Origin of the sequence: Streptomyces sp. NPDC058525 (assembly GCF_042719495.1) — a bacterium.
In the GTDB taxonomy this organism is placed as follows: Bacteria; Actinomycetota; Actinomycetes; order Streptomycetales; family Streptomycetaceae; genus Streptomyces.
The window spans coordinates 1-15,256 of the sequence record NZ_JBHXNP010000002.1 but is presented as its reverse complement, the minus strand read 5'-3'; the positions used below and the strand labels follow the sequence as shown (position 1 = coordinate 15,256).

Here is a 15,256-nt window from a genome sequence, read left to right as displayed (position 1 = left end):
TGCCCGGCCGCGGAGGGACCGGGAACCCGGGACCGGCCGGGTTCCGTACGGAGCCGGGCGGCAGCCCGTCGTGCGGGCGGGCCGGCCGTACGGCGCCGGGGGAGGTTCGCCGTACGGCCGAGGCCCGCTCCGGAAGCCCCCGACCCGCAGGGGGCGGCTTCCGGTATCCACGCGTCTAACCCGGTTCTCCTCCGTCAAACGCCCCCGTTCCTCATGTGCTGAGAAGGCGTCAAGACCCGGCGTGCCCCCGGGAGTACCAGTCCAGGACGCCCGATCGAGGCGCGGGCGGTACGCATCCCGCATGAGTGGCCCTCGGACGCATGTCTACCGCGGATGCGCGAGGCAGTTGACACGGGTGTGGGCGGGATCGGTCGGCAGGGACGGCGCTGCGAGCGAGGGTGCCCTGCGTGACCTGCGGATTTTCCCGCGTCAGGGCCCTTTGGGCGCAAGGCTTTCGGATCATGCTCAGGCGGGACTACAGCATCGCTCTTCTCCGGGGGTGCACAGTCTCGTGCAGTCCCGCGAACTGCTGCCCCTCTCAGGTACCCCGACCGGATGCCGGTGACCGCCCAGGCGTCACGGGCATCCGTTCACCCGCCCGCGCTTCTTGCACGGGGTCGCAGCACAGACCCTGATTTACGGAGACGGACCGAATGAACCCCCATCAGACCACGTCACTCCTACTAGGCCTCGCCGCCATCGTGATCCTGGCACGCGTACTCGGCGCACTGGCCCGGCGATTGGGCCAGCCGGCGGTGATCGGTGAGGTGCTCGCCGGCATCGCTCTGGGACCGACCCTCTTCGACGGAGCGATCTCCGACGTCCTCTTCCCCGGAGACATCCGGCCCCTGTTGAGCGCCCTGGCCGCGGTCGGCGTCGCGGTCTTCATGTTCATAGTCGGCCTGGAATGGGACGCCACGCTCATCCGCGGAAGCGGCAGCCTCGCCGCCTCCGTCTCGTTCAGCTCCATCCTCGTGCCGTTCGGCCTCGGCATGGTGCTGGCGCTGTACCTGATGGACGAGTACGGCACCGGAGACCAGACCGCGTTCATGCTGTTCATGGGCATCGCCATGTCCATCACGGCGTTCCCCGTACTGGCCCGCATCCTCACCGACCGCAAGATGACGCGTTCCCCGCTGGGCGTCGTGGCGCTGGCCTGCGCCTCCATCGACGACGTCCTCGCGTGGACCGTGCTCGCCGGAGTGGTCGTCCTCAGCGGCTCGGGCGGCGCGGACGAGTGGCGCATCCTGCTCGCCGTCCCGTACCTGCTCGGCATGCTCTTCGTCCTGCGGCCCATGCTGCAGCGCTACGCGGACCGCCGCCCCGAGCTCCGGCTCACCCCGACCGTGTTCGCGTGCGTCGTCGCCGGGCTGCTGCTGTCCGCCGCCGTCACCGAGTGGGTGGGGCTGCACTACATCTTCGGCGCCTTCCTCTTCGGTGTGGTCCTCCCGCGCACCGGCACCGAGCGGCTCCGCTCCGAGGTCCACGACCGCCTCGGCGAGATGAACGGCACGCTGCTGCTGCCGGTGTTCTTCCTCGTCGCCGGCCTCAAGGTCGACCTCTCGGACCTGGACATGGGCGGGCTGGGCGCCCTCGCGCTGATCCTCCTGGTGGCCGTCGGCGGCAAGTTCACGGGCGCGTTCGTCGCCGCCCGGCTGAACCGGATGCCGGTGCGGCAGTCGGCCGCGCTCGCCGCGCTGATGAACACCCGAGGGCTGACCGAGCTCATCGTCCTCAACGTGGGTCTGCAACTGGGCTTCCTGTCCCAGGGCCTCTACTCGCTCATGGTCGTCATGGCCGTGGTCACGACCGCGATGGCGGGCCCGCTGCTGACCTGGTTCATCGGCAGGCCGAAGGACGACGACCAGCACAAGTCGTCCGGGACGCCCGAAAAGACCGAAAAGGCCGAGAAGGCCGAGCCGGCCGAACGCACGGCCGGAGCGGTGCGCACGAGCCTGTAGCCGCCATCCGGCCCGGCAGGGCGGGGCAGCGCGAGCGCCGTGAGCGGGGCCGCCACCGACCGGTGGCGGCCCCCTTACGGCCGCGGCGGCCTGCCCGGCCTAGCCGGAGCACTTGTGGTTCTGCCGGGCGGTGAGCTGCCCCTGCACGAAGGCATCGGTCTCCGGCGTGTAGGGGCCGCCGTGGTCGAAGAGCAGGTCGGTGATGCGCTGCCATTCCGCCACCTCCGCATGCGTGCCCTCGTCCGCCGCCTCCAGGTCGCCCGCGGCCTCCTCGGCGGCTTCCAGCGCTTCGGCGGTCTGGTGGTGCGTCATCCCCTCGGCACGTCGGCGCACCCGGTCGCGGGCGGCCCGTTCCCCGGGGGTCGGCTCGTGCGGGTCGTTCGCCGGTGCGGTGTCCTCGGTCATGGGTGGTGCGCCTTCCGTTGGAGCTGTGGCGGATCTCCGGCCCGTGTGGCGACGAGGACGGGCTCCGCCGCCGGACTACCCTTCAGGCCCATCGTCCCGGAGGAGCGGCAGATGACCGATACGACCACCATCGACCTCGGACCACAAGCCCGGATCGTGGCCGGTCTCGTCGCGGGCGTCCCGGACGCCCGCCTCGACGGCCCGACGCCCTGCCCCGAGTACGCGGTCGGCGACCTGCTGGGCCACCTCGCCCACCTGACCGTCGCGTTCCGCGACGCCGGCCGCAAGGACCTGGGCCCCGCGACGGACACGGACCCCGGAGCGGCCGTCCCCGCCCTGCCCGCCGGCTGGCGCGAGGAACTGCCCCGGGTCCTCGGCGAACTGGCCGAGGCCTGGCAGGACCCGGCGGCCTGGACCGGCATGACCCGGGCGGGCGGCCTGGACCTGCCCGGCGACATCGCGGGTGCGGTGGCCGTCGACGAACTGGTCGTCCACGGCTGGGACCTGGCCCGGGCCACCGGCCAGGAGTACGCACCCGACCAGGCCGCCCTGCGCGCCTCGTACGCGTTCCTGCTGGCGAGCGCCGAGGACGAGAGCCGCGCGGAGATCTTCGGCCCCGTCGTCCCCGTCCCGGACGACGCCCCCCTGCTGGACCGGGCCATCGGGCTGAGCGGGCGCGATCCGCACTGGACCGCCTAGCCGGCGCCGCCGTCGGCCGAGTGCGGACGGGCGTCACGCGGGAGGGGCGCCGTATATCTCGTCCTCGTCCCAGCTGCCGATGACGGGATCCTGGTGCACCGTGCCCGGGTGCCCCTCGGGCAGTACGCACGAGGCCTCGTACTGCTCGTCGTCGAAGAACCGCGCCCCGATCCCGCACGTCCGCTCCGCCATGGTGTCCGCTCCCTCCGCCGGCCGCCGATGGGCCGGACGAGCTGTCCAGCGATACGGGACCGGTGTCCCGTCGTTGCACGAGCATGACTGATTTCATGGTGCAGATTCCTGCGGACTGGCTGGCTCGGGTGTTCCTCGCGCTGCGCCGCGGGGCATCGGGCGGCGCGCAGGCCGTCGCCGAGGAACTGAGGCCGTTCACGGAGAAGCCCGGCCAGCGGGTGCCGGTCCCCAGGACCACGATGCTGCGGACCGAGTTGGCGCTGCGGCGGGAAGCGGAGCTGGCGAGAGTGCAGAGCCGGCGCGCCGAACTGTCCGACCACGCCGAGTTCCTGGTCCGGCAGCGGCTGGCCGACCAGTAGGGAGGCGGCCACGTGGCGCGGGCCCGGGCAGAGCGCCGGGTCCGCGCCACGGCTGCCTCAGCGGATCCGGTGCTCCGTCCAGAACGGGCCGAGGTCCCGTGCCGTCGCGGCCTGCGCCGCGCGCTTGAAGTCCGCGGTGGTGGTGACGCCCAGCCAGTGGTCCCGCACGTAGCCGCGCAGCATGCCCGCCATCGCCGGGCCGCCCAGGACGCGTTCGAGGTCGTGCAGGGCGCAGGACCCGCGGTGGTAGACGACCCGGTACTCCGAGCGGCGGCCGTCCGCGAAGTAGGCCAGCGAGCGGATGAGGGCGGCCGTCGCGCTCGGCCACGGCCCCTGGTCCTCCCAGCAGGTGGCGGTGTCCTCCCGGTAGTACAGCTCGGTCGCGTACTGGGCGAAGGACTCGTCCAGCCAGGGCGATGCGAACTGGTCGTTGCCGACGATGCCGTAGAACCACTGGTGGGCGATCTCGTGGACGACGGCCGAACCGCCCGGTTCGGTCCACAGCAGGACGAGGCCCGGGAACTCCATGTTGCCGAACTCGTCGAGGTTGTCGCTCATGACGAGGTCGAGCTCGCCGTACGGGTAGCGCCCGAACCGCTGCCCGAACTCGTCGACCGAGCCGATGGCGTCCTTCAGGTCGGTGGCGACGCCCTCGGGGGAGGTGGCGGCGGTCCAGTAGGCGTTCAGCCGGACCCCGCCGGGCGTCGTGACCGTCTTGGACCGGAAGGGGCCCGCCGCCCACGCGAAGTCCCGCACCCCGCGCGCCACGCTGGTGCTGACCGTGCGGCCCGGTCCGCCCGCGCGCCGGGTCGTGGTGCCCGTCGCGGGAACGACGAGCGCGCTGGGGTGGTCGAGGACGACCCGGAAGTCACCGGCCAGGGTGTGGAAACTCTCGCCGAAGCCGACGTCCGGGTCGAGGTGCCGGCCCTGGGCGTCGCGTACGGACAGCAGGGGCAACGCGTTGCCGAGGTAGCGGTGCGCGCCGTCCTTGCCGAAGCGGTGGACGCGGTCCGGGACGGTGATCTCGACGTCGAAGGAGACGCTCGTGCGCGCCCCGTACGGCAGCGGGGCGGGCAGGTCGATCCGCAGTGCGGTGCAGCCGACGGTGAGCGGTCGCGGAGTTCCGCCGGTGACCCGGGCCACCCGGACCGGGGACGGGCCGTCCGGGGTTCCGCAGCCGGCGGTGCCGTTGCCCCACAGCCGTACGTCGACGGAACGCAGCGGGGTGCGGGCGGCATTGCGGAAGGACACCGTCTGGCGTCCGGTCCACCGCGAGCCGTCGGAGTCGGCCCGCAGGGAGACGTCGTACGAGGGGCGGTCGGGGGTCGCCGCGCTCACCGGGGCGGCGGTGTCCGCGGCGTCCGCGGTCTCCTGGGCCGCGGCCGTCGGCGTCTGCGGGACGAGCAGCAGCACGGCCGCGAGGGCGAGTAACGGTGTACGCCAGTGCCTGAGCGAAGTCATGGCAGGCACGCTAGAACGCCCGTACGCCCGGACGCGCGAGTTCCGGGGCAGAGCGGCGGGCCAGAGCGGTGGGGCAGAGCGGCGGCGCGCAGCGGCCTAGCCGCTGCCGCGTACGGCGCTGAGCAGTGCCGACGTCGACGCCATGCGGGTCGGGGGCTGCCAGGTCCAGGTGCGTACGGAGGTGAAGCCGGCCGCCCGGACCGTCTGCGCGAGGGCGGGGAGAGCGGTGGGGAGCCACTTCTCGTGTGCGGCCAGGACCATGCGGCCGCCGGGGCGCAGGACGCGGTGGAGTTCGGCGAGGGCGGCGGTGAGGTCGGGCCAGAGCTGGAGGTTGTTGACGGAGATCACGACGTCGGCGGAGGCATCGGGCTCGCCGGTGCGGGCGGCGGTGCCGGATACGAGGCGCAGCCGGCCCCGGGCGATCACGGGCGCGCAGCGGCGGCGGGCCATGGCCAGCATGACGTCGGAGGGGTCGACGCCGATGACGTGTGCAGAGCGGCGGGCCGCGGCCGCGAGCCCGATCCCGGGGCCGGGCCCGAGGACCAGGACGGTGTCCCGTTCGGTGGGCGCGGCGAGGTCGACGACGTGCTGTTCGGTGGCGGCGTTGCCGCGTGCCATGAGCCGGCCGCCGAGCCGGCCGAGCAGCCCGCTGGGCCGGCCGAACCCCCGGGTCAGGAGGCGCTGGGTGATGCTCTGCACCCCTCCATGCAAGCACGTACGCCGATCCGCCGGGCCGAGGGCAACCCGGTCGGGCCAAGCGCGGGCGGCCCGCTGCTGCGAATGGCCCAGCGGCGGGACACCGGACAGGCGGCGGGCCGGAGGGGAGGCCTAACCTCGCTGCCAGACACATTCGTTCGCGAGGCTTGTGGAGACGTCATGTCCCGTCAAGGCCGCCGGCGGGCCGTCGCCTGCACGAGCATCGTCACCGCCGGCCTGCTCCTCGCCGGGTGCGCCCTCGCCGCGCCCGCGCCGCCGCGCCAGGCCTCCGGCAGCAGGGCCGAGACCGAGATCGCGGTGGGCGCCTACCTCCACTACGGCTCGCCCGGCGTCGAGCGCATGCAGGAGCTGTCGCACTGGCTCGGCGGTACCGAGCTGCGCGCGGGGCACACCTACCTGCCCGGCGACACCTGGGCGAACATCGAGGGGGCACCCGATTCCCTGCGCACCTGGGCGCGGTGGCGCACGGCGCGCGCCGACCGACTGTTCGTCCTGAACGTGCCGATGCTGGAGCGCAACGAGGCCGGCGTCCCCGACGCCCGGGTCGCCGAGCTGCTGCGCTCCGGGGCGCGGGGCCAGTACGACCGGCACTTCCAGCGGCTGGCGAAGCGGCTGGTCGCCCTCGGGGTGCCGGACACGGTGGTCGTGCTCGGCTGGGAGATGAACGGCTTCAACTACACGCATCGCTGCCGGCCGGACCCCGAGAACTGGAAGCGGTACTGGCGGCGCATCGTGGCCGCCATGCGCACGGTGAAGGGCCAGCGGTTCCGCTTCGACTTCGCGCCCAACCGAGGCGGCGACGCGATCGCCTGGACCAGGTGCTACCCCGGCGACGACGTCGTCGACATCATCGGCATGGACTCCTACGACCAGCCGCCGGGCCACTCCTTCGACGAGCAGGTCACCCAGCCGTACGGCCTCCAGCAGCAGGTCGACTTCGCGAAGGCGCACCGCAAGCGGATCTCGTACCCCGAGTGGGGGCTGTTCCGCAACGGCGACAATCCCGAGTACATGAGGGACATGCTGGCCTGGATCGCCGAGCACAGACCGCTTTACCACAGCATCACCGACTACTGCCCGCACGGCGTATGGCAGTGCGAGCAGAACCCGCGCTCCACAGAGGTGTTCAGGGATTTCCTGTCCACGGAACAGGACCGGCGCTCGCCTGTTCGCCTTCGACCGTGAGCCCAAGGGCCGTGACCTGGTGGGATAATCGGCCCGGTGGACGTAACGAGAGCTTCCTGGGTCAACACCACGCACGATTGGTCCGGCGTCGTCGATGCCGAGCATCTGGCGGGCATCCGGCGGAGTCCCGCGGAGTTCTCCCCGGGTGGGGCGTGGCATCTCGTGCTCGAGGTGCTCGCCTACGCTGCCGACGAGGCGTCCGGCCAGGGCGGCGGAAACTGCCTGGTCGTGCTCCATCCCGACGGGTCCGTCTCCGTCCGGGACGACGGGCGGGGGACCGACACGCGGGTGGACGAGCACGGCCGGAACGTGAAGAAGCCGGTCATGGCGACGAAGGACCTCCGGTTCTTCGACTTCCCGGAGGCCGAGGCGCTGCCCGACGGCCATCCCCGGCGCGGCATGTCCGTGGTCGCGGCGCTCAGCGAGTGGCTCGTCCACACCAACCGTCGCCTCAACGGGGCCTGGACCCAGCGCTACGAACACGGTGTGCCGGTCACCGGTCTCGAGCCCGCCGAGACCGACGGCACCACCGGGACGCTGGTCCACTTCCGGACGGACGCTTCGGTGGGGTCGACGGCCGGACCGGCCGCCGCCGACCTCGCGGCCCTGGCCGGAGCCTGGCCGCAGCTGGCGGTCCGGGTCGACGACCGGCGCGGAGGCTGACCGGCGGACGGATGCCGCGGCCGCGGCCGGTCAGGGGGTGCCGAGGTACGGCAGGGCGCGGGGGTGGGCGGGCCGGGTGTCCCGGCGCAGCAGGTCCCCGTACGACTCGCGGCGGACCACCTCCCGTGCCTCGCCGTCCCGGACGAAGACCACGGGGGGCCTGCGGGCCCCGTTGTAGTTGTTGGCCAGCGAGTAGCAGTAGGCGCCGGTGACCGGTACCGCGACGACGTCCCCCGGCCGCGGGTCGCGCAGCGGGACCCCGCGGATCAGGGTGTCACCGGACTCGCAGTGCCGGCCGACGAGGTCGCAGTCCTCGCCGCCGCCCACCCGGTTCACCACCGTGGCCTCGAAGCGCTGTCCGTACAGCATCGGTTCGAGGTTGTCCGCCATCCCGCCGTCCACCGCGACCAGCGGCCGCAGTCCCGGCTTGACGTTGACGACCCGGTACAGGGTCACGGCGGCCTCCGCCACCAGCGACCGGCCCGGCTCCAGGATCAGCCGGGCGTCCTCGGGCAGGTATGCGCGCGCGGCCTCGGTGAGGGTGCGGACGTACTCCGCGACGCCCGGCGGCCGGTCCTGGTACGTGTACCGGACACCGAGCCCGCCGCCGACGTCGTAGACGGGATGCCGGCCGAGCTCGGCACGGGTCCCGACCACCTCGACCGACTTCCGGAACGGCTCGGTCTCCATCAGCTGCGAGCCGACGTGCACGTGCAGGCCGTCCAGCCGGAGCCGTCCGCTGCGCCGGACCCGCTCGGCGGCCTCGACCGCCTGGGCCGCGGTGAGCCCGAACTTGGAGCCGCGCCCGCCCGTGGCCATGGCGGCATGGGTATCGGCATCGACCTCGGGCACCACCCGCAGCAGCACCCTCTGGACGCCGGTGACCAGCTTTTCCAGCCGGTCGATGTCACCCAGGTTGTCGATCACGATCGTGTCCACGCCCGCGGACACGGCCATCGCCAGCTCCTCGTCCGTCTTGGCATTGCCGTGCATGACGACGAGTTCCGGATCGGCCCCGGCGGCCAGCGCGGCGACCAGCTCTCCGCCGCCCGCGATGTCCACGCCGAGCCCTTCCTCGACGAAGGTGCGGATCACCGCGGTGCACGGGAACGACTTCGACGCGAAGACCACTTGGCTGTTCGGCCAAAGCTCCGACAGCGCCCGCCGGTAGGCGCGCGCCCGGACGCGCAGGGCCGTCTCGTCCACGACGAACGCGGGCGTTCCGAAGCGCTCGGCCACATCGGAGAGCCGGGCCCTCCATTGTCCGATTCCACAACGCCACCGCCGGACCCGGACGACGCCCCCGCCACCTTGGGCGGCGTGCTGCGGGCGGCCGGCGCATCGGCTCCCCGCGTGCTCACCGCCCCGGCCGGTTCCGACGTTCCGGTTCGGGGCACGGTCATCCACGACCCCGGCGACCGGCTCCCGGACTCGCCCGGCGGCGTCCTGCTCCTCGTCGGCACCGACCCGGCCGACCCGCGCCGGCTCGCCCTGCTCGGCCAGGCCGCGGCCAGGGGCTTCACCGCCGTCGTGGTCAAGCGCCGGGGCCAGGACATCCCGCGGTTCGTACGCGAGGCCGAGGTCCAGGGCATCGCCGTGCTCGCGGCCGACGACGACCTGCCCTGGCGCACCGTGGACGCCGTGCTCAGCAGCGCACTGTCGGGATCCGGAGGGCCCGAGTTCACCCCCGCACCGCTGGGCGGCGGGGAGCTGTACGCCCTCGCTGACCATCTCGCGGCGGCCGTCGGGGGCGCGACCGTCGTGGAGGACCTGGCCCAGCGCGTGATCGCGTACTCCAGCGTGCCGGACGTCCGCATCGACGCCTTCCGTGAGCGGGGCATCCTCCGGCGCCGCGTGTACGACCTGCCGGAACTGCCCATGCAACGCGGCCAGTACCGCCGGGTCCTGGCCTCACCGGGGGTGGTCCGGTTCCCCGCGATCGGGGAGGAGTTGCCGCGGGCCGCGTTCGCGGTGCGCGCCGGGACCCTGCCGCTGGGCTCCCTGTGGGTCATCGAACCCGAATCGGGGATGACCGAGGAGGGCCTGGCCGCACTGGCGGAGACCGCCCGGCTCGCCGCCCCGCACCTGCTGCGGCTGATCACCCTGCCCGAAGCGGAGCGCCGACTGCGCCGGGACGCCCTCCTGTCCCTGCTCACCGGCTCAGGCGCCGTCACGGAGGAGGCCTCCGCACTCCTCGGCCTGCGCCGCGGCAGCGAGTTCCGGCTGCTGGCGCTCGCACCCCCGCGCCCGGTCGCCGGCCACCCCGGCCCCACGCCCTCGGCGGCGGCCGCCGCGACCCTCCTGGAGCACGCCGAATCCGAACTGGTCCGCCAGTGCGCGGCCCACCGCCCCGACGCCACCGTCGCCGCCACCGGCGGTGTGCTGTTCGTCCTGCTGCCCCAGGCCGGGGCACTGCACGCCGGCCGCCGGTTCGCCGAGGCGGTGCTGACCGCGGTGCGCCGGGCCGTCTCCCCGGATGTGACCGCGGCCCTGACCCGGGCGGCACTGGACGTGAGCGAGCCGGCCTCCCTGCGCAGGGAGGCCGAGGCGGTGTTGCGGGCCGTCGCCGAGGCACCCGCCGGAGCCCCGGTGGCGATGGCACCGGACGTCCGCCACCGGATGCTGCTCGACCGGGTCGGCGACGAACTGGAGCGCGATCCGTGGCTGCGGCCGGCCGAGGTCGCCGCGATGCTCGCCCACGACGCCCTGCACGGCACCGGCTACGGGCCGTCGCTCACCGCCTGGCTGGACGAGGTCGGCGACGTCGCGGCGGCCGCCGGCCGGCTCCAGGTGCACCCCAACACCCTGCGCCACCGACTGCGCAGGGTGCGGGAGTTGTTCGGCCTCGACCTCGACGACCCCGATGTCCGGCTGGGTGCCTGGCTCGAGCTCAGGCGCGCGGCAGGTCCGCGGGCTCGCTGAACCCGTCCCCCTCCCGGTCCTGAACGTCGGCGGAGCCGTCGGCCGACCGCTCCGGTCTCGATCGGCCATGGACGGGGGAGCGGCGCCCCGGTACGGCCGGACCGCCCCGGCGGCCCGCGGTCACCGTGCGGGGCGGTCGCCCGGAGTCAGTCGAACACGGTCTCCCGCTCGGCCAGTTCGCGGTCGATCAGCTCCTGGACGGCGGTGCGCGTGGTCTCGCTGAGCCGCCGGGCGGCGTCCCGGCGGGCGGCCAGACCGTCCGGCCGGGGCGGCGCCGGGATCGGTTCCCCGACGGTGATCGTCCAGTTGGACGGCAGCGGGAACGGCGTCGTGACCGGGAAGTACGGCACGCCGAGGATCCGGGCGAGGGTCGGCACCTCCCCGAGCTTGGGGCAGGCCTCCTCAGCGCCGACGATCCCGACGGGCACCACCGGGGCGCCCGAGCGGATCGCGGCGACGGCGAAGCCGGGGCTGAAGGACCGCAGGCGATACCGCTCGGTGAACGGTTTCTCCAGTCCGGCGATGCCCTCCGGGTACACCCCGACGAGCCGGCCGGCGTTGAGGTGCTCGACGCCGGCCGTCGGACCGATGGGGAGCGCGCCGTTGCGGCGCGCGTGCCGCCCCAGAATGGGGGTGCGGAAGACGAACGGGGCCGCGAGGAAGCGGACGCGCCGGTCCAGGGCCCTGCCGAGCACCTTGTCCAGTACGAACGCGTCGAGGCCCCAGGCCCCGGAGTGGTTGACGGCCACCACGGCCGGGCCCTCGACGGGGATGTTCTCCAGGCCGAGCGCGACCACCCGGAAGTAGTCGTCGACGAGCCAGTCGAGGAAGCGGTCCAGCGCCACGCCCCCCGCTTCGCCGAGCAGCCGTTTGACGGAGCCGAGTTCCGCCCCCGTCGCTTTGATCATCTCGGCCACGCTGTCCTTCACCATCGGAGCTCACTGTTCCCTCGCACGTCACTCGACCGGGTGTCGGCGACACGGTTTCCGCCGGTTCAACGGCCGTGAGGTCTGTTGATCACGGCCGTTCGGGACACAACCGCGTGAATTTCCTACGTTCGAGGCCGAGACCGAGGCCAGGGTGGTCAGTCCGACAGCCGGCCCGCGGCGCTCCGTACGTCGGCGGCGGCGCGCGAGCACCGTTCGGCGTGCGCCAGGAGGACCATGCGGAACCGTTCGCCGGCCTCGCTGCCGTTCCAGCCGGTGTCCGCGGCGCAGGCGGCGAGGCTCTCGGCGTGCCGTTCCAGCCGGTCCGCGCCGACGCGCCCCCGTACGCCGTACTCGGACAGCGGCGCGGCCACCGCCCGACCGGTGAACCGCGGAGCGAGGTCCGCGGGACGCACCTCGGCCGCGATCCCGCGGACGACCTCCCGGCAGACGAGCGCGGCGAACCGTGCGAGGGCGCAGCCGGCCGGGTCCGCGCACAGCGCCCGGGCCGGATCCGTGGGCCCGCCCTCGGTGGCGGGCCCCAACAGCGTGGGCAGGTAGAGGATCTCGTCGCCGGCTGCGAGGGCCACGCCGTCGGCCCCGAGCGGCGCGCGCACCGGGTACACCACGGCGGACAGCGGCGGATACCGGTCCAGCGCCTGCTCCACGGCCTCGGCGGCGGCCTCCTCGTCCGAGTCCGCTCCGGTACCGGCCGTACCCGCGCCGAGCAGCTCCAGGGCCCGGAGCGCCGGAGCGCCGGTGGCCGCCGACACCAGGGCCAGGGCGTGCGCGACGGCCTCGTGGATGTCCGGGTCGCCGTCCCGGCCCCGGGCCGCCAGCCGGTCGGCCAGGGAGCCGGGCTCGGGGGCCGCCACGTACGGTGCCAGCCGCCGTCGTACGGCCGCCGCCCGCGAAGCCCCGTACGTCCGGCCGCCCGTGGCGCCCGTGGCGCCCGCCTCCGTGACCAGCTCGCTCAGCAGGGTGTCCTCGGACGCGCCCGCCCCCAGCACGACCTGCCGGCTCAACCGCAGCATGGCGGCGCGCCGGCGGTCCGGGTCCGTGGTGCCGTCCTCCCGCCGGGCACCGCGCAGGTCCACCAGGTGCCGGGCCACCTGGGCGGTCAGCCCGTCGCGTTCGTCCCGCGTCAGTACGTCCCACGCGCCCTCGGGAGCCGCGTGCGGGGACAGCGCGTACCGGAGGCCGTCGGCGGCGAGACCGTCCGCGGGCCCCAGCGCCCCCGCGGCGTCGGCACGGGTCAGCAGGTTTTCGGCGTCCGCCCGGGTCAGCGGCACGAGGAAGGTGCCGAAGGGCGTGCGCAGCCGCACCGGGCGCCCGTCCCGGCCGCCTCGCAGGTGCGCCATCAGCCGGTGCGTCAGCCCGTCGAGGGTCAGCGCGTCCAGGCCCAGCACGCGCGCGGGCAGGTCCGCCCACGGCAGGCGGCGGGCCACCAGCGCGGTGCTGAACAGGATGTTCTCCAGGGGCCAGGCCGTATCGGGCCGTGACGCCGTCACCGTCGCGGTCGCGGTCGTGCCGTCGGCTTCGGTCATGGGGCGGTCTCCCTCGTGGTCACTTGTCGCGGAGCATGTACGGCTGGTTCCCGACGACTTCACCGTCGTAGACCTTGATCAGTTCGTTCACCCGGTCCCGGTGGTGCGCCATGTCCCCCCGGAGGGTGTCGGAGTAGGCCTGCGGCGCGTGGGAGAGCGGGTAGTCGTAGGACTCGTCCAGCCAGGTCAGCTCGGTCCAGGCGGCGGGGATGTCGTTGGGGGAGGCGGGCCCGCGCCCGTCGAGCATGGGGATCACGTCGTGCTTGTTGACCAGGCTGATCACCTGGGTGGTGTGGTCGGCCGGGCGCTTGTTGTCGATGGGGGAGCCGAGCGTGACCACGTGCGTGATCCGGTAGGTGGACGCCAGCTCCACGTCCATGGCCAGGTTCATCGCCGTCAGCCCGCCCAGGCTGTGCCCGACGAACATCAGCTCCGACCCGGCCGGCAGCCCGGCCCGCCGCAGCAGCTTCCGGGCGGCGCGGGTGTACGTCGTATCGGAGCGCAGGCATCCGTCGAAGGCGCCGATCAGATCCTGCGGGGTGCTGTTGCTCGGCAGGCCGAAGCTCGTACCGGGCAGCAGCAGTACGTGCCTGACCTGGCCGTCGGCGCACTCGACGCGCCGCAGCAGCACCAGCCCGTGGTTGCCGAGCGCGCCGATGTCGTTGATGTAGCTGACGATGTCGTTGCGGGAGGTCCTGAGGACCTTGGCGAGGATGGCGTCCGGCTCGGTCCGCTCGGCGCGGCCGGGACCGGGGTTGAGGTAGCGGAGCACCGAGCTCGGCAGCCCGAAGAAGGGGTCCGTGGACGGCACCCCGCCGGCGAGCGTCACCCAGGAGAAGTCGTCGTTGACCGGATTCTCGTCGAGCAGCCCCAGCAGAGCCAGCAGCTCCATGATCACGGGGCTGACGGTCGTCAGGGCCCGGGTCACCCCCAGCCGCTCGACCAGCGCGTGCAGCGCCTTCAGCGCCTCCCACCGGTCTCCCGCCACCATGGCGTCGGTGAGCCGCCTCGCCAGTGCCGAGTCGAGGTTCGGGTGCTCGGCCGCCGCCGCCTCGATCCTCAGCGCGAAGGCGTCCACCGCCATGGCCACCGCGGCCGGGCGGCGGTAGGTCATGCTCCCCGCCATCCGGGCCAGCTCCCCGACGAGCCCGCCGTTCGGACCGAACCCGAGCCCCGAAGGGCTGGTCAGCGCCCGTGCGCACGACACCGCCGTACCGAGTGCCCATCCGGGACGGCGCAGGGCGGCCAGTCCGAACCGCCAACTGCTCAACGCCCCGGTCAGTTCCCCACCGGCCCGCTTCGCGGCGAGGGCCGCGTCCGCCAGCAGCACGGACGCGGCGACCAGCAGCTCCGCGTCGGGTCCGGCGGCCGCGGGCCCGGCGGGCCCGGCGGCGACGGCGGCGGAGCCGATCGTGTCGACGGGCGACCTGCTCTGCCCCGGAATGGGCTGTGTTGCTTCATCGACCACCTGAGGCGTCACGGTCCTCCCTCTCATCGCTGTGCGGTCTCACCGCGCTGCCCGCTTTCGCCAGGCATGCTGGCATCTCAGGAGATCCACTTCGCGCGTGCGCGGGGTCTCGGGCAGGCGCGATCCGGTCCCCGGAGCGTCGGTCGCCGGCCGGGGCCGGGCCTCCGGGGCCCGATTCCACGGGGCGCGGGGCGGGTGAGGCCGGGCCGCGCCCGCCCCGCGGGATTGCGCCGGCCCGGAGGATGAGCGGCGGAGCACGGTGTTGACGCGTGCCTGCCTCGGCCTGCGAGGTCCGGCCGGACGCACCGGCGCCCGACGCCGTCGGGCCGCCAAGGGAAGGGAGCCTTCGGAGCGGCTGTTTCCTTCGATTCGGGGGTGGGGAGTGGCTCGGACCACACCGACAAGAGGGATGAATCGGACGCGGAGGGTGACATTCGGGCCGCCCGGCGGTGACCCGCCCCACAGGACCCAGGTCACATACGAACCGGGATAGTAGACCTTAAACGTCCCCTACACACCCTCTCGCACCGCCTCCCACCTGCGCGGATATCCGAAGCCGGGCCGGGGGGCCGTTCCGCCCCGGCTGCGAGGACCACTAGTAAGCGGGGTCGTTGCCAGGGGGTCGGGGGGTCTGTAGAACTGGATGAGTCGCAAGGCGGCAGGGGTGCTTCACCCCCCGCCGACGAACCCCTCTCCTCCGCGTGAGTGGCTCACGCATGTCACCGGCATGCCGCGACCGTCCCTGTCCCCT

The 15,256-nt window shown here is 73.7% G+C and carries 14 protein-coding genes; 6 read left to right on the top strand and 8 right to left on the bottom strand.

Annotated features, from left to right (window positions below; all coding sequences use genetic code 11):
- The first annotated feature begins 653 nt into the window (after window positions 1-653).
- Complete coding sequence (locus ACFWP3_RS01355) at window positions 654-1,961, top strand: cation:proton antiporter (RefSeq protein ID WP_384215356.1); 1,308 nt, start codon at window positions 654-656, stop codon at window positions 1,959-1,961.
- 99 nt (window positions 1,962-2,060) lie between these two features.
- Here ACFWP3_RS01355 and ACFWP3_RS01350 read toward each other — a convergent pair whose 3' ends face one another.
- On the bottom strand, window positions 2,061-2,366 hold the full coding sequence (locus ACFWP3_RS01350) for a hypothetical protein (protein WP_384215355.1): 306 nt from the start codon (window positions 2,364-2,366) through the stop codon (window positions 2,061-2,063).
- 111 nt (window positions 2,367-2,477) lie between these two features.
- Here ACFWP3_RS01350 and ACFWP3_RS01345 point away from each other — a divergent pair, with 111 nt between their 5' ends.
- On the top strand, window positions 2,478-3,065 hold the full coding sequence (locus ACFWP3_RS01345; RefSeq protein ID WP_384215354.1) for a TIGR03086 family metal-binding protein: 588 nt from the start codon (window positions 2,478-2,480) through the stop codon (window positions 3,063-3,065).
- Window positions 3,066-3,098: 33 nt separating this feature from the next.
- Here ACFWP3_RS01345 and ACFWP3_RS01340 read toward each other — a convergent pair whose 3' ends face one another.
- Window positions 3,099-3,257 carry a hypothetical protein gene (locus tag ACFWP3_RS01340; protein WP_384215353.1) on the bottom strand — a complete coding sequence of 53 codons (159 nt, stop codon included), beginning with the start codon at window positions 3,255-3,257 and terminating at the stop codon, window positions 3,099-3,101.
- A gap of 95 nt (window positions 3,258-3,352) precedes the next feature.
- Here ACFWP3_RS01340 and ACFWP3_RS01335 point away from each other — a divergent pair, with 95 nt between their 5' ends.
- Window positions 3,353-3,616 (top strand): hypothetical protein, encoded by a 264-nt coding sequence (locus ACFWP3_RS01335; RefSeq protein WP_384215352.1) that lies wholly within the window; start codon window positions 3,353-3,355, stop codon window positions 3,614-3,616.
- A gap of 57 nt (window positions 3,617-3,673) precedes the next feature.
- Here the strand turns inward: ACFWP3_RS01335 and ACFWP3_RS01330 are convergent, their stop codons facing one another.
- Window positions 3,674-5,077 (bottom strand): M1 family metallopeptidase, encoded by a 1,404-nt coding sequence (locus tag ACFWP3_RS01330; protein WP_384215351.1) that lies wholly within the window; start codon window positions 5,075-5,077, stop codon window positions 3,674-3,676.
- A gap of 96 nt (window positions 5,078-5,173) precedes the next feature.
- Window positions 5,174-5,776, bottom strand: coding sequence for a class I SAM-dependent methyltransferase (locus tag ACFWP3_RS01325; protein WP_384215350.1), 603 nt, complete (start codon window positions 5,774-5,776; stop codon window positions 5,174-5,176).
- A gap of 177 nt (window positions 5,777-5,953) precedes the next feature.
- On the opposite strand from ACFWP3_RS01325, the gene ACFWP3_RS01320 reads away from it, so the two are divergent.
- Both ACFWP3_RS01320 and ACFWP3_RS01315 read left to right on the top strand, forming a co-directional pair.
- Window positions 5,954-6,979: a glycoside hydrolase family 26 protein gene (locus tag ACFWP3_RS01320; protein ID WP_384215349.1), complete on the top strand. Its 1,026-nt coding sequence runs from the start codon at window positions 5,954-5,956 to the stop codon at window positions 6,977-6,979.
- Between the two features lie 36 nt (window positions 6,980-7,015).
- Window positions 7,016-7,642 (top strand): ATP-binding protein, encoded by a 627-nt coding sequence (locus ACFWP3_RS01315; RefSeq protein WP_384215348.1) that lies wholly within the window; start codon window positions 7,016-7,018, stop codon window positions 7,640-7,642.
- Window positions 7,643-7,672: 30 nt separating this feature from the next.
- Here ACFWP3_RS01315 and lysA read toward each other — a convergent pair whose 3' ends face one another.
- On the bottom strand, window positions 7,673-8,881 hold the full coding sequence (lysA, locus tag ACFWP3_RS01310) for a diaminopimelate decarboxylase (protein WP_384215347.1): 1,209 nt from the start codon (window positions 8,879-8,881) through the stop codon (window positions 7,673-7,675).
- Window positions 8,882-8,902: 21 nt separating this feature from the next.
- Here lysA and ACFWP3_RS01305 point away from each other — a divergent pair, with 21 nt between their 5' ends.
- Complete coding sequence (locus ACFWP3_RS01305) at window positions 8,903-10,564, top strand: PucR family transcriptional regulator (protein ID WP_384215346.1); 1,662 nt, start codon at window positions 8,903-8,905, stop codon at window positions 10,562-10,564.
- 146 nt (window positions 10,565-10,710) lie between these two features.
- Here the strand turns inward: ACFWP3_RS01305 and ACFWP3_RS01300 are convergent, their stop codons facing one another.
- From ACFWP3_RS01300 to ACFWP3_RS01290, 3 genes are all read right to left on the bottom strand, one after another.
- Window positions 10,711-11,496, bottom strand: coding sequence for a lysophospholipid acyltransferase family protein (locus tag ACFWP3_RS01300; RefSeq protein ID WP_384215345.1), 786 nt, complete (start codon window positions 11,494-11,496; stop codon window positions 10,711-10,713).
- A 152-nt stretch (window positions 11,497-11,648) separates the two neighbouring features.
- Window positions 11,649-13,037: a hypothetical protein gene (locus ACFWP3_RS01295; protein WP_384215344.1), complete on the bottom strand. Its 1,389-nt coding sequence runs from the start codon at window positions 13,035-13,037 to the stop codon at window positions 11,649-11,651.
- Between the two features lie 19 nt (window positions 13,038-13,056).
- Window positions 13,057-14,517, bottom strand: a complete 1,461-nt coding sequence (locus ACFWP3_RS01290; RefSeq protein WP_384215343.1) for a hypothetical protein — start codon at window positions 14,515-14,517, stop codon at window positions 13,057-13,059.
- Window positions 14,518-15,256 lie beyond the last annotated feature (739 nt).

What these genes read in the sequence shown, in the direction of transcription:
- ACFWP3_RS01330 (WP_384215351.1), bottom strand. Translation starts at nt 5,077, where the DNA reads ATGACTTCGCTCAGGCACTGGCGTACACCGTTACTCGCCCTCGCGGCC.
- ACFWP3_RS01355 (WP_384215356.1), top strand. Translation starts at nt 654, where the DNA reads ATGAACCCCCATCAGACCACGTCACTCCTACTAGGCCTCGCCGCCATC.
- ACFWP3_RS01300 (WP_384215345.1), bottom strand. Translation starts at nt 11,496, where the DNA reads ATGGTGAAGGACAGCGTGGCCGAGATGATCAAAGCGACGGGGGCGGAA.
- ACFWP3_RS01345 (WP_384215354.1), top strand. Translation starts at nt 2,478, where the DNA reads ATGACCGATACGACCACCATCGACCTCGGACCACAAGCCCGGATCGTG.
- ACFWP3_RS01335 (WP_384215352.1), top strand. Translation starts at nt 3,353, where the DNA reads ATGGTGCAGATTCCTGCGGACTGGCTGGCTCGGGTGTTCCTCGCGCTG.
- ACFWP3_RS01340 (WP_384215353.1), bottom strand. Translation starts at nt 3,257, where the DNA reads ATGGCGGAGCGGACGTGCGGGATCGGGGCGCGGTTCTTCGACGACGAG.
- ACFWP3_RS01350 (WP_384215355.1), bottom strand. Translation starts at nt 2,366, where the DNA reads ATGACCGAGGACACCGCACCGGCGAACGACCCGCACGAGCCGACCCCC.
- ACFWP3_RS01295 (WP_384215344.1), bottom strand. Translation starts at nt 13,037, where the DNA reads ATGACCGAAGCCGACGGCACGACCGCGACCGCGACGGTGACGGCGTCA.
- ACFWP3_RS01320 (WP_384215349.1), top strand. Translation starts at nt 5,954, where the DNA reads ATGTCCCGTCAAGGCCGCCGGCGGGCCGTCGCCTGCACGAGCATCGTC.